Genomic DNA, 19,915 nt, shown 5'->3' on the forward strand with positions numbered 1-19,915 from the left:
GATCTGTTCAGTTCTTGGGCGGTTGGGGGACCAGCGCAGCGGTCAGCCGTGCATCGCGCTGATGGTAGACGCGCAGGTGGCGCAGCACGTCGTGTGCCGCCTGTGGCTGGCCGGCGGCGGTGGCGCAGTCCAGCAGCAGGCGGGCGTCTGCCGGCTCCTTCTGCGCGGCCCAGTTGGCCACGGCCAGCGGCAGCGCGGCCTGCGGCTGGCCGCGCAGTTCCAGCAGGTAACGCGCCTGCTCGCGCTGGTGGGTCGTGTCGCCGCGGGCGCGGGTGGCGTCCAGGCGCTGGCCGAGCAGGTCGGCGGCGGCCGCGGCGCGCGGGTCACCCAGGCGCTTCAGCGCGATGGCGCGGCGCAGCAGCACGCTGTCGGGCAGGTCTTCCAGCGGCCCCTCGGTCAGGCGCAGCACCTCGGCGTGGCGCTGGTGATCGAGCAGCCAGTCGGCCAGCGCCGCACGGGTGTAGGCCTCGGGCTGCAGTTGCAGGGCACGTTCGAACAGGCCGAGTGCCGCAGGATCACCGCGCCGCTCCGCCAGTTCGCCCTGCACCAGCGCCAGCCAGGCGGCGGTGCCGGGGTCGGACTGCGGCGTGACCTGGGCGGCGAGTGCAGCGAGTGCGCGGGCACCGCGGCCTTCGTCGCCCATCAGGCTGGCGAGTTCGGCCGCGCAGACCGCCGCCGGCAGCCGCACGCCATCGCCGAGCGCGGCGTAGCGGGCGCTGCCCAGCCGTTCGCAGCCGAGGCGGGCGTCGTCCAGCCGGCCCTGCGCCTGCAGCAGCGCCAGGCGGATCAGCTCGGCCTGGGCCTGCAGCGCCAGCGGCGTCTGGGGCGATGCGATCAGCGCGTCCAGATCGACCAGCGCAGGGCCGAAGTCATGCTGTGTCTGGCGGATGGACGCCCGCAGCAGCCGCACGGCCGGCGGTGGTGCGGCTTGGGTCCACCACGGGGCGAGCGCCGCCTGGGCGACGCCGATCTCGCGCGGATCGCCGTCGCGGCGGAAGCGGTCGATGGCGGCGCGGGCCTGTTGCAGCGCCGCCGGCAGGGCGGCCGGCGACGTGCCCAGTGCGTGGACCTGGCGCGCCAGTTGCCGCGCCTGTCGGCGGGCGGCGGTCGTGCCGGGCAGGGTGGCGACCACCGACTGGTCGTCGGTGGGCGTGTGCGGTGCGGCGCCGCTCGGCCCGCTCAGGCCGGTGGCGATCAAGGCCACCACGAGGGCGCGGGCGAGCGGCGTGTTCACAGCGTCACCGGCTCGTCGGTGTCGCTGGTCGGCGGCGTCAGGCTGGACACGTCCAGCGGCTCCGCGCCGTCGCTCGCACCCAGCATGCCGGCGTAGCTGGCGAAGGCGGCGACGCTGACCATGGCGGTGGCGGGCACCTCGTTGGCCGTGGCGGTCACCGGGGTGTCGTCGCTGCCGCCGCCGCAGGCCACCAGCGTGGCGCTGGCGAACAGCAGGGGGAGAAGGGCAAGGGTTCTCATGGCATCACTCCTGGAGGGTTCTGGTTGGTCCTGTGGGCGGGCCGGATCACTTCGTGCCGCCGACCGGCGTGTTCAGGTAGGGGAAACCGGCCAGCAGCGGGACCACGGCCTGGTCCACCGCGTCATGCAGCTTGAACGCCGTCGCGCCCAGCGGCACCGCCGACGGCTTGCACGCCGCACCGAAGCCGAAGGCGTTGGTGTCGCCGTTGGCCATGCACAGCCCGCCCATCACCGCCACCAGCGAGATATCGACCACGTCGTCCTTCGGGCGGCGCCCGTTCGGGTAGCCCGCGTTGTCGCTGCCGCCAGCCAGCACGTTGCCGACGATGCCCAGGCGGTTCTGCTGCGCAAACGCCACCGGCGCGATGGCCGTGTTCAGGCGCAGCATTTCCGAGGCGACCACGTTGGCGGGCTGGTTCACGCCCTTGATGCCGGTCAGGAAGGTGGTGACCAGGTCCGTGCGCGGGTAGTTGGTCGGCGCGGTGCCGGGAATGTTCAGCGCGATCTCCAGCAGCTTGGGCAGCGTCGGGTTCGTCACGTAGTCGGCGAACTGACCGTCGTCCTTCGGCTTGGAAGCGTTGAACTTGTCCTTGTCCTTCAGGCCGATCACCACCTCGTTGACCAGCGGCATGCCCAGGCGCGACACCTGCGTCCACGCGCCACCGGCCTTCTCGCCCATGTGGTGGCCGGAGCCGGGCTTGCCGTCGAGCAGGCGGGCCTGGCGCAGGCTGGCCGTGGTCCAGCCGCCGATCACCGTTTCGCTGCCGGCGGTCAGGCAGCTCTTGTGGACTTCGAGCGCCAGCGTGGTGACGTTCTTGTCGCCCAGCTGGTTCGGGACGGCGCCGATCAGGGCCGGGTTGGTGATGACGCTGACCGGCGCGTTGACCAGGTCGAAGATGGTGCCCAGGTTGACCGCGAACGGATCCTGGCGCTGCCCCACGAAGAGGCGGCCGGGCTGGCTGCAGCCGGGGATGTTGACCGTGTTGATGTGCTTGGCGGCGTAGCCGGCGTAGTCGGGAATCGTCTTCACGCCGATGTTGTCCACCGGCTTGTCGAAGGTGGCGCTGCCGCTGGAGGCGTTGGTCAGCGCGCCGCTGCTGCCCTTGCGGCGGTCGCCGCGCTTGACCTCGACGGTGAAGGTCTCGGCAAGCTGCAGGCTGGCGTCCTTGACGTTGGCCACCTGGCCGGCCTGGATCAGCGGGATGTTGACCATCTTGTCGCCGACCGGCAGATTCACGCCCGCGCCGTTGCCGGCCAGCGTGTTCTTGAAGCGGAACTGGAAGCTGATGTCCTCGACCGCGTCGCCGTTGTTGTCCACATGGATCTCGTACAGCGCGTTCGGGTCCATCGAGAAGTAGTTCGGGCCGCCGTAGGCGTCCTGCAGCGGCTGGTAGTTGGCGATCAGCGTCACGTAGTCGCTGCGGCCGGTCTCGTAGCTGCGGAACAGGTAGAAGTCGGTCGCGTCCACCTTGGGCGCGGTGGTGATGAAGGGCGCTTCGCGGTGGCTGGAGGCCAGGCTCAGGCCGGTGGCCAGCGTCAGGGCGGCGGCGATGGCCAGGGTGGTGTGGCGGGGGCGGGCGGTGCGGAGGGCGAGGGTCATGGTGAAGCTCCTGGGGTGGATCGGTGGGGGTGCAGATCTCCTTACGCGGGCCATCGCCGATCGGATGCAGCCATCAGGGGCACAAGGTGTGAAAATTCGTACATGACTTCCGACGCCCCCGCCTCGCCGCTGCTGCGTGTCCTCGGCCACGTGCCCTACGCGCCGACCTACGCCGCGATGCGCGCCTTCACCGACGCCCGCACGCCCGACACGCCGGACGAACTCTGGCTCTGCGAGCACGACCCGGTCTACACCCAGGGCATCGCCGGCAAGCCGGAACACGTCTTCGCCCCCGAGGGCGTGCCCATCGTGCAGACCAACCGCGGCGGCCAGGTCACCTACCACGGCCCCGGGCAGGTCGTGGCCTACCCGCTGATCGACCTGAAGCGGATCGGTCCCCAGGGCATCTACGTCAAGGAATACGTCTACCGCATCGAGGAAGCCGTGATCCGCACGCTGGCCGGGTTCGGCGTCACCGGCCACCGCGTCGCCAGTGCGCCGGGCATCTACGTGCGGCTGGACGATCCGTTCGCGCATGGCGCGCTGCGCGGGCCGGCCGATCCGCGCGACCCCTTCCGCGGGCTGGGCAAGGTCTCGGCGCTGGGCATCAAGGTCGCCAACCACCGCACCTACCACGGCGTGGCGCTCAACGTGGCGATGGACCTGTCGCCCTACCTGCGCATCAACCCTTGCGGCTACGCCGGGTTGCAGACGGTCGATTTGGCTACACTCGGCGTCCACGCCGACCCCGGCGAGGTGGCCGCGCACCTGGGCGGACAGCTCGGCCGGCTGCTCTGCCCCTGACCGCCGAGGCCCCCCGCATGTCCCACGATCCGCAGTCCCCCGCCCCCTACGACGCCACCGCCAAGCAGAAATCCCAGGCCAAGACCTCGCGCATCCCGATCAAGATCGTGCCCGCGGAGACGCTGAAGAAGCCGGACTGGATCCGCGTCAAGGCCAGCTCGCCGAGCACGCGCTTCTACGAGATCAAGGAGATCCTGCGCGAGCACAAGCTGCACACGGTCTGCGAGGAGGCGAGCTGCCCGAACATCGGCGAGTGCTTCGGCAAGGGCACGGCGACCTTCATGATCATGGGCGACAAATGCACCCGGCGCTGCCCGTTCTGCGATGTCGGCCACGGGCGGCCCGACCCGCTGGACGTGAACGAACCGGCCAACCTCGCCAAGACGATCGCCGCGCTGAAGCTGAAGTACGTGGTCATCACCAGCGTGGACCGCGACGACCTGCGCGACGGTGGCGCGGCGCACTTCGTCGAATGCATCCGCCTGATCCGCGAGCAGTCGCCGCAGACGCAGATCGAGATCCTCGTACCGGACTTCCGCGGCCGCGACGACCGGGCGCTGGAGATTCTCAAGGCCGCGCCGCCGGACGTGATGAACCACAACCTGGAAACCACGCAGCGCCTGTACAAGGAAGCGCGGCCGGGGTCGGACTACCAGTTCAGCCTCAACCTGCTGAAGAAGTTCAAGGCGCTGCACCCGAACGTGCCGACCAAGAGCGGCGTGATGGTGGGCCTCGGCGAGACGGACGAGGAGATCCTGGAGATCATGCGCGACATGCGGGCGCACGACATCGACATGCTGACCATCGGCCAGTACCTCGCGCCGTCCGGGCACCACCTGCCGGTGCGGCGGTATGTGCATCCGGACACGTTCAAGATGTTCGAGGCCGAGGCGTACAAGATGGGGTTCTCGCACGCGGCGGTGGGGGCCATGGTGCGTTCGTCTTATCACGCGGATCAGCAGGCGGCGCACGCCGGGGTTTGATCCGACCGGGTGTTGCTTCGGATAACCCCATGTCCGCTGACACGCCAGCACACCAGACCCCCCTGGTCCGCGCCGCTAGCCTGACCCATTACCCCGAAGTCGCCCGCAGCCTGGGGCTCGACCCGCTGCGCATGCTGGCCGATGCGGGCCTGGGCGCCAGCGTGCTGGACGAGCCGGACCTGATGGTGCCGGCCGAGCGGGTGCGGCAGTTGCTGGAGCATTCGGCCACCCTGAGCCGCACGGACACTTTCGGCCTGCGCATGGCCGAGTCGCGTCAGCTCTCCAACCTCGGCCCGGTCAGCCTGGTGATCCGTGACCAGCCGACGCTGCGGGAGTCGATGGCCGTGCTGATCCGCTACCACGCGGCGCTCAACGGGTCGCTGGCGATGATGATGGAGGAGAGCGGTGGCGTCGTGGTGATCCGCGAGGAGATGATCGTCGGTGCGGCCCGGCCGGTTCGGCAAGCGACGGAGCTGGCCCTTGGGGTGCTGCTGCGCATGGTGCAGCAGTTCCTGGGGCCGCACTGGCAGCCGCGGCAGGTCTGTTTCATGCACGCGGCGCCCCGCGACCCCGGCGTCCACCTGCGGGTCTTCGGGCCGTGCGTGGAGTTCAACCAGGACTTCAACGGACTCGTCTGCTCGCGGGCCGAACTCGACGCCCGCAACCCCTCGGCCGATCCGCAGATGGCGCGTTATGCCGAGCGCCTGCTGCGCGGCACGCTGCCGACCGCCGCGCCGACCGTGCTCGATGACGTGCGCCGCACGGTGCTGCTGCTGCTGCCGAGCGGGCGCTGCCGCATCGAGCAGGTGGCGGCGCACCTCGGCGTGGCCTGCCGCACGGTGCAGCGCCGGCTGGCGGACCAGGGCTTGAGTTTCTCGGAACTGGTCAACAGCCTGCGCCTGGAGCTGGCGGTGCGCCATGTCACGCAGAGCGACCGGCCGCTGCACGAGGTGGCGGCGCTGCTCGGGTTTGCCGTGCCGAGCGGGTTCTCGCGCTGGTACACCAGCCAGTGCGGCTGCAGCCCGTCGCACAGCCGGGCCGCCGCACGTCAGGACACCAGCGCCCCCTTGTGACGTGCCCCCGTGAGGGCGGGGCGATCGATCAGAAGGCGTGGCGGATGCCCACGTCGATGCCGTGCGAGCCTTGGTTGACCGCAGTCGCCGAGCCGTTCAGCGCGGTCGAGGCGCCGTTGCTGTTGGTGACGCGGGCCATCGAGGTGTAGAGGGCCGTGCGGCGCGACAGGTTATGCACCGCGCCCACGCCGATGCGCCGCGTGGTGCCGATGTCCGCGCCCGCCGCCGACTGGACCGACGATTGGGCCACCGACGCCTTCAGCTCGGTGCTGCCCATCGTCCAGGACATGCTCATCTGCAGGCCCTGGGTGCGCGAGGCCAGCCCGCTGCGGGCACGGTCGTACAGGCCGAACACGGCCAGCGCGCCGACCTTGTAGCGGGCGCCCACGGTGAGGGTCTTGAGGTCACCGATCGGGTTGTTGTCGTAGTTGCCAAACGCGACATCGGCTGCCAGCGCGCCGCCTGCGTAGCCGAAACGCGCACCGGTGTACTTGCCGGGCGTGCCGTCGCTGTCGGTGGTCATCAGCTGCGCCACGAACCCGCCCAGCGTCGCGGGCGTCTGGTACTGCACCGCGTTGTTGGCGCGGATGTTGGCGGCCTGACTGACCTCCAGCGAACTCAGCAGCACCTGCTGGGCCGCCACGCCCTGCGGACCAAAGGCGTCGTAGGTCGCGTGGACCATGAAGGTCGGGGTGTAGAGGCGGCCCAGTTGCACCTCGCCCGCGGGGCTGGCCAGCCCGATCAGGCTCTGGCGGTTCCAGAAGACCGCAGTGGCGGTGCCGATGTCGCTGTTGAAGCCGTGTTCGAAGGCAAAGTTGGCGCGCAGGCCGCCGCCCAGGTCTTCGGTGCCGCGGAAACCGAGCCGGCTGCCCGCCAGGCCGCCGGTGCCGACCGCCTTCTCGGTGCGCAGCGAGCCGTGGCCGTAGGTGACATTGGTGTCCACGACGCCATAGAGCGTCACGGTCGATTGGGCGGCGGCGCTGCCGGTCAGCGCCCACAGCAGGCAGGCGGCCAGCGGAAGGGCGCGAGAGGTCTTGGTTGTCATGGCGGGTCTCCTGATCGGAACGGAAGGGGGTTGTGCCCATTCTTCGGAACACCGGCCGGCGCCGATGCGCAATCCGTGACGCCGACTTGCCGTTTCGTGACAGCTTCGGGAAAGTCCGGGCTGGGCGCTACCATGCCCTGGCCCCCACGCTGTCCCCGAACGTGTCCACTGCCGCCGATGAACTGCTGCTGAAGGTGATGCCCCCGCGGGCGCCGCGCCACCTGGTGGTGCGCCAGCGGTGGCGGGTCGACGGCGAAGCCCTGCGCGACACGCCGATCCTGCTGGTCGAGGCCCCGCCCGGCTTCGGCAAGACCGCGCTGCTGGCGCAGTGGCGGCGCGAACACCTTTCCCACGGCCGTGCGGTGGCGTGGTTGTCCGCGCAGTCCCGCGACGAGCCGGCGCGGCTGGTGCAGGCGCTCGCCCTGGCCGTGCGGATCGGCGCCGGGCGGCCCACCTTCGGCCACACGCTGCTGGAGGGGGCGGACGGCCGCCACGACCCGGACGGCCTGGCCGCGATGACGGTGTGGCTGGCAGAGGTGGCCCAGACCGCGCTGGACCTGGTGCTGCTCATCGACGAGGCCGACCGGCTGCCCCCGGCAGGTCGCCACGCGCTGGCCTACCTGCTGCGCAACCTGCCCGCCAACCTGCGCTGCATCGTCGCGGCCCGGCCGGATGGCGCCGTGGAGATCGACGACCTGATCCACTACGGCCTGTGCGTGCGGCTGGGGGCGTCGGCGCTGCGGCTGCGGCTGGAGGAGACGATCGAGCTGGTGCGGCTGCATGGCGGGGGCCTCGGCGCCGATGCCACCGCCTGGCTGCACGAGCAGGTCGAGGGCTGGCCGCTGGGCCTGCAGCTCGCGCTGTCGGTGCAGGCCACGGGGGCCGACCTGCGCGGTGGCGGGGCGCCGCTGCTGCGGGAGGCGCTGGTGGGGCAGTTGCTCGACAAGCTCGATCCGGCCGACACCGAATTCCTGATCCGGGTGGCGCTGCTCGACCCGCTGCACCCGGCGCTGTGCCGCGCCCTGCTGCCGGACGCCGGGGCGGAAGAGCGCCTGGCCCGGCTCGCCCGCGACACACCGGTGTTCCTGCTCGACGAGCAGGGCGACTGGCTGCGCATGCACCGGCTGGCCCGCGAGGCGCTGCGCGAGCGGTTTGCCGCGCTGCCGGTGGCGGTGCAGACCACGCTGCACACCCGTGCGGCGACCTGGCTCGCCGCGCACGGCCAGCCCGAGGCCGCCGCCCGCCACGCCTACGCCTGCGGCGACCCCGCGCTGGCCTGCGAACTGGCCGAGCGCAGCCTCTACGAATCCTTCATGGCCTTCGGTCGCCAGGGCACCGTGCTGGAGTGGCTCGCCCGGCTGCCCGCCGAAGAGGTCGAGCGGCGCCCCCGCCTGCTGCTGGCCGCGGCCTGGTCGCTGGCCCTGAGCGAGCGCCACGACGAGGCCGGCCGGCTGGTGGAGCGCCTGCTGGGGCTGCCGGGGGGCGAGGACGCCGCGCTGCGCTGCGAATGTGCGCTGATCCTCGGCGGCGCGGCCGTGTTCGCCGACGAACCCGACCGCTTCGCGGCCCTGCACGACCCCTGGGCCGAGCACCCGCCCCTGCACGACCCGCTGCTGCTGCAGGTCCACGCCAACCGCACCGCCTTCCGCACGCTGCTCGACGGCGACCCGGCGCTGGCCCGCCTGCGCCAGCAGCAGGCGCCGCGCCAGGGCCACGACGGACCCGCGCTGGGGTACGTCAACCGCTGGGGCGAGCTGGTCACGGCACTGACCTACCTGTGGGAAGGGCAGGTGCTGCTGGCCGAGCAGTTGCTGCGCCCGACGCTGGCCCATGCCGAAGGCCAGCTCGGCCGGCGCAGCCTGTTCGCCTGCATGCTGGCAGCGCTGCTGGCCTCGGCCTGCTGGGAGCGCGACCGGGCCGACGAGGCCACCGCGCTGCTGGCCAACCGGCTCGACGTGATCGAGCACAGCGCGCTGCCGGAGATCGTGCTGCTGGCCTACCGGACGCTGGCCCGCGTGGCGTTGGCCAACGGCGCCGAGCACCGGGCGCTGGAGTTGCTGCAGGCGCTGCACGCCGTCGGGGTGGCGCGCCGCCTGCCCCGGCTGTGCGTGGCCAGCCTGTCCGAGCAGGTCCGGCTGCACGCCCGGCAAGGGCGCACCGAGACCTGCACCACGCTGTGCCAGCGCCTCGACAGTGTCTGCACGGAAGCGCAGCGCACGCATCCGCACGGCCCGCTGTGGTGGCGCAGCACGTCGCTGCTGCGCGAACTCGCCGTCGGTCAGGCGGCGCTGGCCCGGCAGGACTGGCGCGGCGCGCTGGCGGCCTTCACCGCGGCCGACGCGGTGGCGTGTGCCGTGCGGCTGGGGCGCCAGCACATCGAGCTGCTCGGGCTGCGCGCCTGGGTGCTGGCACGCTGCGGCGAACCCGCGGATGCGCTGCTGCACGAGGCGATCGGGCTGGCCGACGCCCACGGCCTGCGCCGCGTGTTCGCCGACGCCCATCCGGCGCTCGGGGACTGGGTGCAGGCGCAGGCGCAGACCACCGCGCCCGCCGCCGCGCCACCCCCTGCCGCGCCGGCGCTGCTGCGCACCATGGCGCCGGCCAACGGCACGGCCTTGACCCCCAAGGAGCGCGAGGTGCTGACGCTGCTGGCCCGGCACCTGTCGAACAAGGAGATCGGGCGGGCGCTGCAGGTGGGCGAGGAGACGGTGAAGTGGCACCTGAAGAACCTTTTCGCCAAGCTCGACGCCGGCACACGGCAGCAGGTGGTGCAGCGCGCCCGGCTGCTGGGGCTGCTCGAACCGCTGCCGGGCTGAACGTCGGCGCGGCCTGGGGTTGTCCCCAGGCAAGCGCCCCCTCCCCGGTGGGGGGGCTTTGGGGAGGGCTGCTGGGTAACCTTGCGGTCAAGCACTGTCCACCGCGTCCCCCGAGGAGCCCGCGCCATGTCCCCTGACCTCACCGCCCCGGCGATCGTCCGCGCCGCGTCGCTGCCGGACTCGATCCGCGTCGAGCCGCTGACCTGTGCCATCGGCGCCGAGCTGTCCGGCCTCGACCTGGGTGCGGCCTCGCGTGACCCGCTGGCGATGGCCGAGATCCGCGCGCTGCTGCTGCGCCACAAGGTGCTGTTCTTCCGCGACCAGGCCATCACCCGGGCCGAGCACGTCGCCTTCGCCCGCCACTTCGGCGAGCTGGAAGACCATCCGGTGGCCGGCAGCGACCCGGAGCACCCGGGGCTGGTGCGCATCTACAAGTCGCCCGACGCCCCCAACGACCGCTACGAGAACGGCTGGCACACCGACGCCACCTGGCGCGACAAGCCGCCCTTCGGCTGCGTGCTGCGCTGCGTCGAGTGCCCGCCGGTGGGCGGCGACACGATGTGGGCGAACATGGCGCTGGCCTACGAGCGGCTGCCTTGGCACCTCAAGGAACAGATCGCCGGGCTGCGCGCCCGCCACAGCATCGAGGCGACCTTCGGCGCGGCGATGCCGATCGAGCGCCGCCTCGCCCTGAAGGCCCAGTTCCCCGACGCCGAGCACCCGGTCGTGCGCACCCACCCCGAGACTGGCGAGCAGATCCTCTTCGTCAACGCCTTCACCACCCACTTCACCAACTTCCACACTGCGGCCAACGTGCGCTGCGGCCTGGACTACGCGCCCGGCGCCAGCCTGCTGCTGAACTACCTCGTCAGCCAGGTGCAGATTCCCGAGTACCAGGTCCGCTGGCGCTGGAAGCCGAACAGCGTGGCGATGTGGGACAACCGCTCGACCCAGCACTACGCGGTCATGGACTACCCGCCCTGCCACCGCAAGATGGAACGCGCCGGCATCGTCGGCGACACGCCGTTCTGACCCGGCACCACGCCCGCCCAGCCCCCGAACCCAGAACCCCTTCTGCCCTCGCTGCCCAAGGACACGCCATGCATTTCCAAGACGGATCCCTCTTCCCCGAGAACCAGGACAAGCTCGTCATCACCTGTGCCCCCTACGGCCCCGAGTGGATGCCCGCCGACTTCCCCGAAGACCTCCCGGTGACGATGGCCGAGCACATCCAGAAAGCCGTCGATTGCTACCACGCCGGCGCCACGGTGCTGCACCTGCATGTGCGCGAACTCGACGGCAAGGGCAGCAAGCGGCTGTCGAAGTTCAACGAGCTGATCGCCGGTGTGCGCGACGCGGTGCCCGACATGGTGATCCAGGTCGGCGGCTCGATCAGCTTCGCGCCGGAAGGTGACGGCGAGTCCGCCAAGTGGCTCAGCGACGACACGCGCCACATGCTCGCCGAGCTGACCCCTGTGCCTGACCAGGTGACGATCGCCATCAATTCGAACCAGATGAACGTGGTCGAGCAGATGTGCGAAGCCGACCTCGCCGGCACCTCGCTGGCCGAGCCGGCGCTGTACAGGGCGTACCGCGAGATGACCATCCCGGCCGGGCCGGAGTGGGTCGAGGAGCACATCCGGCGCCTGTCGGCCAAGGGCATCCAGACCCAGTTCCAGCTCGCCAACATCACCCAGCTCGAAACGGTCGAGCGGATGATGCGCCGCGGGGTGTGCAACGTGCCGCTGATCCTGACCTGGGTGGCCATCGGCGGCGGCTTCGACGCGCCCAACCTCTACAACCTGGCCAACTTCGTGCGGGCGGTGCCGGACGGGGCGGTGCTGACGCTGGAAACGTCGATGCTCAACGTGCTGCCGATCAACATGATGGCGATCGCGCTGGGCCTGCATGTGCGCTGCGGCAACGAGGACAACCTCTGGCAGCAGGACCGCAAGGCCAAGATGGGCAGCGTGCGGCAGATCGAGCAGCTTGTGCGCATCGCGCGGGAATGTGGCCGCGAGGTCGCCGACGGCCAGGAGGCGCGGCGCATCTACCGGATCGGCGAGTTCTACGGCAGCGCCGACGAGACCCTGGCCCGCAACGGCTTCCCCCCGAACCGCCGGCCGGGCCAGCGCGGTTTCCTGCACCACGCCTGATCCGCCTGACCGCTCGCCCGCCGATCCTCGACCCCGCACACCAAGGACCACCCCATGCGCACCCTGACCCGCCGCACCGCCCTGAAGCACCTGCCGACCCTCGCCGTGACACTGGCCGCCGCATTGACCGGCACCAGTGCCTTCGCCTGGACCGACAAGCCCATCAAGCTGATCGTGCCCGCGCCGGCCGGCGGCACCATGGACGTGGTGGCCCGCATCCTGGCCGAGCAGCTCTCCAGCGACCTGAAACAGCCGGTCATCGTGGACAACAAGCCCGGCGCGGGCGGGGCGCTGGCGGTGCAGGCGATGAACGCCGCGCCACCCGACGGCCAGACGCTGATGGTCACCGCCAGCAACGTCATCACCGAAATCCCGCATGTGATGAAGACGGCCTTCGACCCGCTGAAGGACATCCGCCCGGTGGCCACGCTGGCGCGGGCGGGGATCGTGCTGGTCGGCGCGCCTGGCCTGCCGCCGGACTTCAAGGGCCTGATCGCGTACCTGAAGGCCAACCCCGGCAAGCTCAGCTTCGCCTCCTACAGCGCCGGCACCAGCTCACACTACGCCGGCATGATCCTCAACCAGAAGGCCGGCCTGGACCTGACCCACGTTCCCTTCGCCGGCTCGCCCCCGGCGCTGCAGCAGGTCATGGGCGGCCAGATCGCGATCATGTTCGACGGCATCGTCACCTCGCTGCCGCAGATCCGTGGCAACAAGGTCCAGCCCTACGCGGTTGCCGCCAAGACCCGCTCGCACCACCTGCCCGACGTGCCGACGACGGCCGAGCTGGGCTACCCGGAGCTGGACTTCTCCAATTGGCTGGGCACGGTGGTGTCCGCCAATGTGCCGGCCGACCTTGTCGAGAAGATCAGTGCCGCCACGCTGAAGGCGGCCAGCTCGCCCAAGGTGCGCGACCGGCTGGTGGCCGCCGGCTTCGAGCCGAACACGCCGCTGAGTCCGGCGGAGCTGGCGAAGTCGGTACGGGCGGACTACGAGCGCAACGCCGCCATCGTCAAGGCGTTCAACATCCAGCTCAACCAGTGACCGCCGTGGCCGTGCCGGGCCGCTGAATCCCCTTTTTCCAGAGTTCCCAGGAGTTCATGACATGGCCCACGCCATCCGCTTTTATGAAACCGGCGGCGCCGACGTGCTGCGCCACGAAGCCGTGGAGGTCGGCGAACCCGGCCCCGGCCAGGCCCGCGTGCGCCACACCTATGTCGCCGTCAACTTCATCGACATCTATGTCCGCACCGGGCGCTACCCGGCGGCGTTGCCCAGCGGTCTCGGCTCGGACGCGGTCGGTGTCGTCGAAGCGGTCGGCGAGGGCGTGACCGACCTGCAACCTGGCGACCGGGTGGGCTACCTGCTCGGGCCGCAGGGGGCGTATGCGGACGTGCGGGTCATGCCGGCCGACGTGCTGATTCCGCTGCCGGACGGCGTGTCGGACCGCACCGCTTCGACGCTGATGATGAAGGGCATGACGGCGCAGTACCTGTTCCGGCAGGTCTACCCGCTCCGGGGCGGCGAGACCATCCTGTACCACGCCGCCGCCGGTGGGGTCGGGCTGGTGGCCTGCCAGTGGGCGCGGGCGCTGGGCGTGACGATGATCGGCACCGTCTCCACCGACGAGAAGGCCGAGGTCGCCCGCGCCCACGGCTGCACCCACACCATCGTCACCTCCCGCGAGGACATCGCCACCCGCGTGCGCGAGCTGACGGACGGGCGCGGCGTGCCGGTGGTCTACGACTCGGTGGGCAAGCACACCCTGATGGCCTCGCTCGACAGCCTGCAGCCCCGCGGCACGCTGGTGAGCAACGGCACCTCGTCCGGGCCGGTGCAGATCGACACGACGCTGCTGGCCGTGAAGGGTTCGCTGTGGCTGACCCGCCCGGCGATGGTCCACTACGCCACGCCGCGTCCGCAGATGCTGGCGATGGCGCAGGAGCTGTTCGACCATGTGCTGGCCGGGCGCATCGTCGGCGAGCCGCGGCAGAGCTACGCGCTGGCCGATGCGGCCGAGGCGCACCGGGCGCTCGAATCGCGCAAGACGGTCGGCTCGACCGTGCTGGTGCCCTGACACGGCAACGGCAGGCCGGGACCATGCAGCCACCGCTGATCGCCGAGGCTTGCGTGGTGTCCTGGCGCGTCGAAGGGGACGTGCATCGGCTGACCCGCCCGCAGCTCGATGCGCGCATCCGGCGGCTGGCCGGCGCCCTGACCGCCGCCGGCCTCGGCCCTGGCCAGCGCGTGGCCACGCTCGCGTGGAACGGCCACCGCCACCTGGAGCTGTGCTGCGCCGTGCCCGCCGTCGGGGCCGCGCTGCTGCCGCTCGACCCGCGGCAGCACCCGGCGGAGATCGCCCACGCCCTCGACCGCGCCGACGCCCGGGCGCTCTTCTTCGACCTGAGCTTCCTGCCGCTGGTCGAGGCGGTGGCGCCGCGGGTCCGCACGGCGTGCCGCTTCGTGCTGATGAGCGACCGCAGCCGGCGGCCCGTCGAGGCCCGGGTGCCCGGGCTGCAGTGTTACGAGGACTGGCTCGACAGCGCCTGCGACGGCGTGCTGCACGGGGTCCGGCATGGCCCGGGTGACCCGGACCCGGACCCTGACGCGGCCGACGTGCTGCTGCTGGTGCAGCCGATGGGGTCGGCCACCTGGGGGTCGGCCGCCCGGCTGGTGCTGCCCGGGCCGTTCCTGGACGGCCGGTCGCTGCACGGGCTGATCGCACACGAGGGCGTGACGGCGGCGATCGGCCCGGCGTCCGCCTGGCAGGCGCTGCTGGCCCACGTCGAGTCCCACGGGCTGCGGCTCGGTTCGCTGCAGCGGCTGGTGACCGGCCCGGAGCCTTGCCCGCCCGCGCTGGAACAGGTGTTCCGCACACGCTACGGCGTCCGCGTGCAACCGCCGGGCGATGCCCGGCCCCTCTGAAAGCCTGCCATGCCCGCCCTGTTCCCGGCCGTCGGCCCCGTGTTCTACCGCCTCGGCCCCGGCCTGATCGCCAGCGTGGTGGTGGCCGCCGCCGCCACCTTCCTGTCCGAGCACTACGGCGCGCCGGTCATGCTGTTCGCGCTGCTGCTCGGCATGGCGATGAATTTCCTGTCCACCGAAGGGCGCTGCGTCGCTGGCATCGAGTTCACCGCCCGCCAGGTGCTGCGCGTCGGCGTGGCGCTGCTCGGGCTGCGCATCACGACCGCGCAGGTCGCCGCGCTGGGCTGGGAACCGGTGGCGCTGGTCGTCGGCTCGGTGGTGGTGACCATCGTCGTGTCGATGGCGGTGGCACGGTTGATGGGTTTCCAGGACCTGTTCGGGCTGCTCACCGGCGGCGCCACGGCGATCTGCGGCGCATCGGCTGCCCTCGCGCTGGCCGCGGCCTTGCCCCAGCACCCGATGAAGGAACGCGCCACGCTGTTCACCGTGATCGGCGTGTCGGCGCTGTCCACGCTGGCGATGATCGCCTACCCGATGATCGCCAGGGCGCTCGACCTGGGGCCCGTGCCGGCCGGCATCTTCCTGGGCGCCACCATCCATGACGTGGCCCAGGTCGTCGGCGCCGGCTACAGCCTCTCGCCCCAGACGGGAGACGTCGCCACGCTGGTCAAGCTGATGCGGGTGGCGATGCTGCTGCCGGTGATCGTCTTCGCGGCGCTGGTGACCCGGGCACGCAGCGGCGCCGAGGGGGGCACCCGCCCGCCGCTGCTGCCGTGGTTCGCGGTGGCGTTTGCCGTGCTGGTGGCGATCAACAGCACGGGCGTCGTGCCGGACGTCGTGCGCGGCCTGGGCCACGAGGCGTCGCGCTGGTGTCTGGTCGCGTCGATCGCCGCCATCGGCATGAAGACACAACTGCGCGAGCTGGCGACGGTCGGTCTCCGGCCGGTGCTGCTGATGTTCGGGGAAACGGTGTTCCTGGCGGCGCTGGTGCTGGGGGTGCTGACGCTGCGGGGCTGGCCGGTGTGAGGCGGAATCCGACGGGATGACCTGGTTTGCGGCTAGCGTGGCTCAGGCCGTTGCGCCGCTGCGGCGACCGCGCTTGGCCTTGGGCGCGGCGTCGCGGCTCGCGGCCAGGCGCTGGAGCAACTCGGCCGCCGGTTCGTCGTTCGGATCCTGCGGCACCAGCTCGCCCCGGAACGCCTTGGCCAGCAGCGCGGGGGTCAGGCGGTCGGCGGCGGTCTGAGCGGTTTTCAGGCGGGCTTCGAGGCGGTCGGCGAAGGCGAACAGGGTTTCGACGCGGCGGACAATTTCGGTTTGCTCCTCGATGGATGGAAGATTTATTTTCACATCATCCAATATCCCTAGATTGATGTTCTTTTGCGCCGTCGCCGGAGCAAGGCGCTCAATATCATCTTTCAATACATCTATCGACCATTTGATGTATTTAACCTTGCAGAGTGATTGATCGGGAACAAAACCAACAACGCTATCAGGAAAACAGGCTGGATACGAAAGCACTGCCGTATCCGCAATATTTGCAGCAATCGTAATACACAGAGTGTCGGCAGGCCATAATTTACTCTGAAGTAGGCCAAATTCACTGTACGTTTGTGAATGCCGTTCTATGCACCCATTGGAATTCGCAACGTCGCCTGTCTGAATAAATGGATAAGCGCCGCCAAAAAGCCTTAAATCATTTCTAGGACGATGCTTGGATTTTCCCCTGCCCAATTCACCTAATTCACCCAGCCTGATTTTTCGCCAACCATTTGCCCCCGCAGTGCGCCAATCCGCCGTCAACCGCCCCGAAGTCGCCGCCGCCAGCACCGATTGCCGGAAGCGCTTGAGCAAGGGCGCCACGCGGGCGAGGCGGTCGCGGCAGGCGTCCACGCGGGTGAGGAGGGTGTCGAGTTTGTCGGCGATGCGGGTTTGCTCGGCCAGTGGAGCCAGCGGCAATTTTTCGGATAAGAAAACGTCTTTCGGTACACGCTTCAATCCGACCGATCCGGTCATGGAAACTGTAGCGCGTTGCCTGAAATTTTCCGTGCTGAACCAACCAAGTAAATACCGGGGGTCGATACCTGCAAACGGACGAAATACACAAAATTCGCTGCTGCCTGCTCCAATATAATTGGGCAGCCCACTGGCAATCCCAGCTTTTCCGTTTTCAAAACAAGGGGTAACTTTGGCCACCAAGACATCGCCTGTCTGGAAGTGGGTGTAAGCCTTTTTTACTTCGCCCCAAGATCGTTTTTCTACCATCAAGCGGGCGCGGAATTTTGTGCCTAAACCTTGCATGGGCACAAATCCGCAGATGATTTCATCTGCAATTTCTGTCTTGGGATTGAATTGACAAATATCACTGGTTGCAGCCTGTGCCCAGCCAGTAGGAATTTCATTATTCTTCATTGGTCTTTCCCAAAAGCACACCCCGCCGCGCCAGCCGCTCCCGCGCCTCGACCAGCATCTGATGCAACTGCCGCTCCAGTTCCGCCTTGGGCGGCAGGTCGGTCCAGTATTCGGCCACGACGATGCCGTCCCGCTGCATCTCCAGCAGCTCGACCTGCTCCCGGCTCGACTCGGCGCACAGGATCAGCCCGATCGGCGCCTCTTCGCCCGGCTGGCGTTCGAAGCGGTCCAGCCACTTCAGGTACAGCTCCATCTGCCCCTTGTGCGCCGCCTTGAAGCGCCCGAGCTTCAGCTCGATGGCGACCAGCCGCCGCAGGCGACGGTGGAAGAACAGCAGGTCCAGATGGAAATCCTCCCCATCGATGACCATGCGCTTCTGGCGCTCCACAAACGCGAAGCCCCGGCCCAGCTCCAGGATGAACGCCTCGATCTGCCGCAGGATGGCGTTTTCCAGGTCCGCCTCGTCATGGTCCGCCCGCAGTCCCAGGAACTCGAAGAAGTAGGGATCCTTGAACACCATCGCCGGTGACAGCCCCACCGCCGCCGCATCGGCTGGCACGACGGCGCCACCGCCGCCCGTCTCGGCCTGCGCCTGCGCGATCGCGTGGCGCTCGAACGCCTTGCGTGTGATCTGCTGACGCAGCTCGCGCACGCTCCAGGCGTCCATTGCCGCCCTGTCCAAGTAAAAGCTGCGTGCCTGCGTGTTCTTGATCGGCAGGATCGCCACCACATGGCTCCAGCTCAATTGTCGTGACAGTGTCGCGACAATCCGCGGATCCGGGCATGCCTCGGCGAACTGGACCATCCGGTGCAGGTTCTTGGCATCAAACCCGCGCCCGAATTCCTCGCTCAGTTGTCCGCCCAGCCGCTGCATCAACCGCTCGCCGTAACCGGCGCGCTGCTGTCCCAGCACCTCGCGCCCCAGACGCTCGCCCACCGTCCAGTAAAGCCTCGTCAGCTCGACATTGACTGCCCCGGCCACCCGCTGTTGGCTGGCCGCGATCAGCCCGCGCAGCTCGGTGTGCAGCGTCTCCGGTGCGGCCGGTTCGAGCGGCATGGGCGCCGTCATGCCGCCACCTCCTGAGCCTCACCCAGCTCCGCCAGGATCGCTTCGAGTTCTTCCAGCGCCCCGTTCAGCTCGTCCATCGCCTCCCGCGCCAGCACGGCCGGCTCCGGCAGGTCGGCGGCGTCCTCGGCGTTGTCGTCCTTCAGCCAACTGATGTCCAGGCTGTCGCCCCGCGCACGCACCTCCTCGCGGCTGAACCGGCGCCAGCGCCCCGCCTCGCCCTGGTCCGTGCGCGGGCTGAAGCCGTTGCAGTCCTCGCCGAACACCGCCTCGAACTCGGCGAAGTGCGCCCGCGTCAGCGGCGTGCGCTTGCCGAACTTGGGCGCGTTCGCCCGCATGTCGTAGACCCAGACCTCGTCCGTGCTGCCCGTGGCCGCCTGCCCGATCTTGTGGAAGAACAGCACGTTGGTCTTCACGCCCTGCGCGTAGAAGATCCCCGTCGGCAGCCGCAGGATCGTGTGCAGCCGGCACTTGTCCATCAGGTCGCGCCGGATCTCCGCCCCCACCCCCGCCACGCAGAGCACCGGGTCCGGCAGCCCCACCGCCGCCCGCCCGTCGTCCTTCAGGTGCCGCACGATGTGCTGCACGAACGCCAACTGCTTGTTGCTGGTCTGGTAGGTCAGGTCATCGCGTGTCGGCCCGCCGCCGCCCTTGGCCGTGCCGAACGGCGGGTTGCTCAGGATGATGTCGCTCCTGGACAAACTCGCCCCCGCGCTGCCCAGCGTGTTGCCCAGGTGAACCACCCCGGCGTCATCGCCCTCCATGCCATGCAGCAGGCAGTTCATCAACGCCAGCCGCCGCGTGCCCGACACCAGCTCCATGCCGAGGAAGGCCCGGTTGCGCTGGAACGCCCGGTCGCGGTCGTTCAGGTCGAAGTAGTCGTCGGTGTGCGCGCGCATGTAGCGGTCGGCCGCGATCAGGAAACCCGCCGTGCCCGCCGCCGGATCCTGGATCGTCTCGCCCGGCTGCGGCTGCATCAGGTGGACGATGCTGTCGATCAGCGGCCGGGGGGTGAAATACTGGCCCGCGCCGCTCTTGGTCTCGCTGGCGTTCTTCTCCAGCAGCCCTTCGTACAGATCGCCCAGCCCGTCCTTGGCCGCGCTGAACCAGTCGATGCCTTCCAGGCTCTTGATGAGCTGCTCCAGATGCCGCGCCTCCTTCAACCGGGTCTGCGCGTCGGCGTAGATCGCGGCGATCAGCGGATCGGTGCTCTGGCTCAACTGCAGCAACGCACTGCGGTAGTGGTTCAGCAGGTTCAGCCCGCTCAGGCCCAGCAGCGTCTTCCAGCGCGCGAACTCCGGCAGCTTGTGCGCCTGCAGCACGCCGTTGTCCGCGTTCTCCTGCTCCATCTTGATGAACAGCAGCAGCACCAGCTCGGTCACGTAGTCGCTGTAGTTGATGCCGTCGTCGCGCAGCACGTCGCAGAGGTTCCAGAGTTTCTGGACGATGTCGTTTTGGGTCATGGGGCAGCAGTGAAAAGACGGCCTGGTGCGCGGTCAACCGCACCCAGGCTCGGGATGAAGATCCGGCTGCCTGGTTTCAGGCTGGGCCAGCAGGCAAATGGG

The 19,915-nt window shown here is 69.8% G+C and carries 17 protein-coding genes; 10 read left to right on the forward strand and 7 right to left on the reverse strand.

Annotation, left to right across the window (positions count from 1 at the left end):
- Positions 1–7: 7 nt before the first annotated feature.
- From RMP06_RS10845 to RMP06_RS10855, 3 genes are read right to left on the reverse strand one after another with little or no spacing between them, the layout of a single operon-like run.
- Entirely contained in the window at positions 8–1,234 is a 1,227-nt protein-coding gene (locus RMP06_RS10845) for a hypothetical protein (protein ID WP_310461793.1), read from the reverse strand.
- A complete protein-coding gene (locus RMP06_RS10850; protein WP_310461794.1) occupies positions 1,231–1,473 on the reverse strand; it encodes a hypothetical protein in 243 nt (80 codons plus the stop codon). The genes RMP06_RS10845 and RMP06_RS10850 overlap by 4 nt, the downstream gene beginning before the upstream one ends.
- Before the next feature lie 46 nt (positions 1,474–1,519).
- Positions 1,520–3,073, reverse strand: coding sequence for a DUF4331 domain-containing protein (locus tag RMP06_RS10855; RefSeq protein ID WP_310461795.1), 1,554 nt, complete (start codon positions 3,071–3,073; stop codon positions 1,520–1,522).
- A gap of 102 nt (positions 3,074–3,175) precedes the next feature.
- Here RMP06_RS10855 and lipB point away from each other — a divergent pair, with 102 nt between their 5' ends.
- The 3 genes from lipB to RMP06_RS10870 are packed head-to-tail and all read left to right on the forward strand — an operon-like array spanning position 3,176 to position 5,933.
- Positions 3,176–3,877, forward strand: a complete 702-nt coding sequence (gene lipB, locus RMP06_RS10860) for a lipoyl(octanoyl) transferase LipB (RefSeq protein ID WP_310461796.1) — start codon at positions 3,176–3,178, stop codon at positions 3,875–3,877.
- A 17-nt stretch (positions 3,878–3,894) separates the two neighbouring features.
- The gene (gene lipA / locus RMP06_RS10865) at positions 3,895–4,860 is read left to right on the forward strand and encodes a lipoyl synthase (protein ID WP_310461797.1); all 966 of its coding nucleotides are present in this window, start codon (positions 3,895–3,897) and stop codon (positions 4,858–4,860) included.
- A 29-nt stretch (positions 4,861–4,889) separates the two neighbouring features.
- On the forward strand, positions 4,890–5,933 hold the full coding sequence (locus tag RMP06_RS10870; RefSeq protein WP_310461798.1) for an AraC family transcriptional regulator: 1,044 nt from the start codon (positions 4,890–4,892) through the stop codon (positions 5,931–5,933).
- A 28-nt stretch (positions 5,934–5,961) separates the two neighbouring features.
- Here RMP06_RS10870 and RMP06_RS10875 read toward each other — a convergent pair whose 3' ends face one another.
- Entirely contained in the window at positions 5,962–6,978 is a 1,017-nt protein-coding gene (locus RMP06_RS10875) for a porin (protein WP_310461799.1), read from the reverse strand.
- A 161-nt stretch (positions 6,979–7,139) separates the two neighbouring features.
- Here RMP06_RS10875 and RMP06_RS10880 point away from each other — a divergent pair, with 161 nt between their 5' ends.
- The 7 genes from RMP06_RS10880 to RMP06_RS10910 all read left to right on the forward strand — a co-directional run bounded on the left by RMP06_RS10880 (position 7,140) and on the right by RMP06_RS10910 (position 15,901).
- On the forward strand, positions 7,140–9,794 hold the full coding sequence (locus tag RMP06_RS10880; RefSeq protein ID WP_310461800.1) for a winged helix-turn-helix domain-containing protein: 2,655 nt from the start codon (positions 7,140–7,142) through the stop codon (positions 9,792–9,794).
- A gap of 183 nt (positions 9,795–9,977) precedes the next feature.
- On the forward strand, positions 9,978–10,826 hold the full coding sequence (locus RMP06_RS10885; RefSeq protein WP_409050147.1) for a TauD/TfdA dioxygenase family protein: 849 nt from the start codon (positions 9,978–9,980) through the stop codon (positions 10,824–10,826).
- A gap of 68 nt (positions 10,827–10,894) precedes the next feature.
- Positions 10,895–11,950: a beta-keto acid cleavage family enzyme gene (locus RMP06_RS10890; RefSeq protein WP_310461802.1), complete on the forward strand. Its 1,056-nt coding sequence runs from the start codon at positions 10,895–10,897 to the stop codon at positions 11,948–11,950.
- A gap of 54 nt (positions 11,951–12,004) precedes the next feature.
- Positions 12,005–12,994 carry a Bug family tripartite tricarboxylate transporter substrate binding protein gene (locus tag RMP06_RS10895; RefSeq protein WP_310461803.1) on the forward strand — a complete coding sequence of 330 codons (990 nt, stop codon included), beginning with the start codon at positions 12,005–12,007 and terminating at the stop codon, positions 12,992–12,994.
- A gap of 61 nt (positions 12,995–13,055) precedes the next feature.
- Entirely contained in the window at positions 13,056–14,027 is a 972-nt protein-coding gene (locus RMP06_RS10900) for a quinone oxidoreductase family protein (protein WP_310461804.1), read from the forward strand.
- A 23-nt stretch (positions 14,028–14,050) separates the two neighbouring features.
- Complete coding sequence (locus tag RMP06_RS10905) at positions 14,051–14,875, forward strand: AMP-binding protein (RefSeq protein ID WP_310461805.1); 825 nt, start codon at positions 14,051–14,053, stop codon at positions 14,873–14,875.
- A gap of 9 nt (positions 14,876–14,884) precedes the next feature.
- Entirely contained in the window at positions 14,885–15,901 is a 1,017-nt protein-coding gene (locus tag RMP06_RS10910; RefSeq protein ID WP_310461806.1) for a YeiH family protein, read from the forward strand.
- A 42-nt stretch (positions 15,902–15,943) separates the two neighbouring features.
- Here the strand turns inward: RMP06_RS10910 and RMP06_RS10915 are convergent, their stop codons facing one another.
- The 3 genes from RMP06_RS10915 to RMP06_RS10925 are packed head-to-tail and all read right to left on the reverse strand — an operon-like array spanning position 15,944 to position 19,813.
- A complete protein-coding gene (locus RMP06_RS10915) occupies positions 15,944–17,284 on the reverse strand; it encodes a restriction endonuclease subunit S (protein WP_310461807.1) in 1,341 nt (446 codons plus the stop codon).
- Complete coding sequence (locus tag RMP06_RS10920) at positions 17,274–18,353, reverse strand: PDDEXK nuclease domain-containing protein (RefSeq protein WP_310461808.1); 1,080 nt, start codon at positions 18,351–18,353, stop codon at positions 17,274–17,276. Before RMP06_RS10920 ends, RMP06_RS10915 begins: the two co-directional genes overlap by 11 nt.
- Entirely contained in the window at positions 18,350–19,813 is a 1,464-nt protein-coding gene (locus RMP06_RS10925; protein ID WP_310461809.1) for a class I SAM-dependent DNA methyltransferase, read from the reverse strand. The genes RMP06_RS10920 and RMP06_RS10925 overlap by 4 nt, the downstream gene beginning before the upstream one ends.
- Positions 19,814–19,915: the final 102 nt, after the last annotated feature.

It is taken from the genome of Sphaerotilus sp. (assembly GCF_031429695.1).
In the GTDB taxonomy this organism is placed as follows: domain Bacteria; phylum Pseudomonadota; class Gammaproteobacteria; order Burkholderiales; family Burkholderiaceae_C; genus Sphaerotilus.

Excerpts from the sequence above, each read along its gene's own strand:
- RMP06_RS10850 (WP_310461794.1), bottom strand. The coding sequence starts at position 1,473 with ATGAGAACCCTTGCCCTTCTCCCCCTGCTGTTCGCCAGCGCCACGCTG.
- RMP06_RS10855 (WP_310461795.1), bottom strand. The coding sequence starts at position 3,073 with ATGACCCTCGCCCTCCGCACCGCCCGCCCCCGCCACACCACCCTGGCC.
- lipB (WP_310461796.1), top strand. The coding sequence starts at position 3,176 with ATGACTTCCGACGCCCCCGCCTCGCCGCTGCTGCGTGTCCTCGGCCAC.
- lipA (WP_310461797.1), top strand. The coding sequence starts at position 3,895 with ATGTCCCACGATCCGCAGTCCCCCGCCCCCTACGACGCCACCGCCAAG.
- RMP06_RS10870 (WP_310461798.1), top strand. The coding sequence starts at position 4,890 with ATGTCCGCTGACACGCCAGCACACCAGACCCCCCTGGTCCGCGCCGCT.
- RMP06_RS10875 (WP_310461799.1), bottom strand. The coding sequence starts at position 6,978 with ATGACAACCAAGACCTCTCGCGCCCTTCCGCTGGCCGCCTGCCTGCTG.
- RMP06_RS10890 (WP_310461802.1), top strand. The coding sequence starts at position 10,895 with ATGCATTTCCAAGACGGATCCCTCTTCCCCGAGAACCAGGACAAGCTC.
- RMP06_RS10895 (WP_310461803.1), top strand. The coding sequence starts at position 12,005 with ATGCGCACCCTGACCCGCCGCACCGCCCTGAAGCACCTGCCGACCCTC.
- RMP06_RS10900 (WP_310461804.1), top strand. The coding sequence starts at position 13,056 with ATGGCCCACGCCATCCGCTTTTATGAAACCGGCGGCGCCGACGTGCTG.
- RMP06_RS10905 (WP_310461805.1), top strand. The coding sequence starts at position 14,051 with ATGCAGCCACCGCTGATCGCCGAGGCTTGCGTGGTGTCCTGGCGCGTC.
- RMP06_RS10910 (WP_310461806.1), top strand. The coding sequence starts at position 14,885 with ATGCCCGCCCTGTTCCCGGCCGTCGGCCCCGTGTTCTACCGCCTCGGC.
- RMP06_RS10915 (WP_310461807.1), bottom strand. The coding sequence starts at position 17,284 with ATGAAGAATAATGAAATTCCTACTGGCTGGGCACAGGCTGCAACCAGT.
- RMP06_RS10920 (WP_310461808.1), bottom strand. The coding sequence starts at position 18,353 with ATGACGGCGCCCATGCCGCTCGAACCGGCCGCACCGGAGACGCTGCAC.
- RMP06_RS10925 (WP_310461809.1), bottom strand. The coding sequence starts at position 19,813 with ATGACCCAAAACGACATCGTCCAGAAACTCTGGAACCTCTGCGACGTG.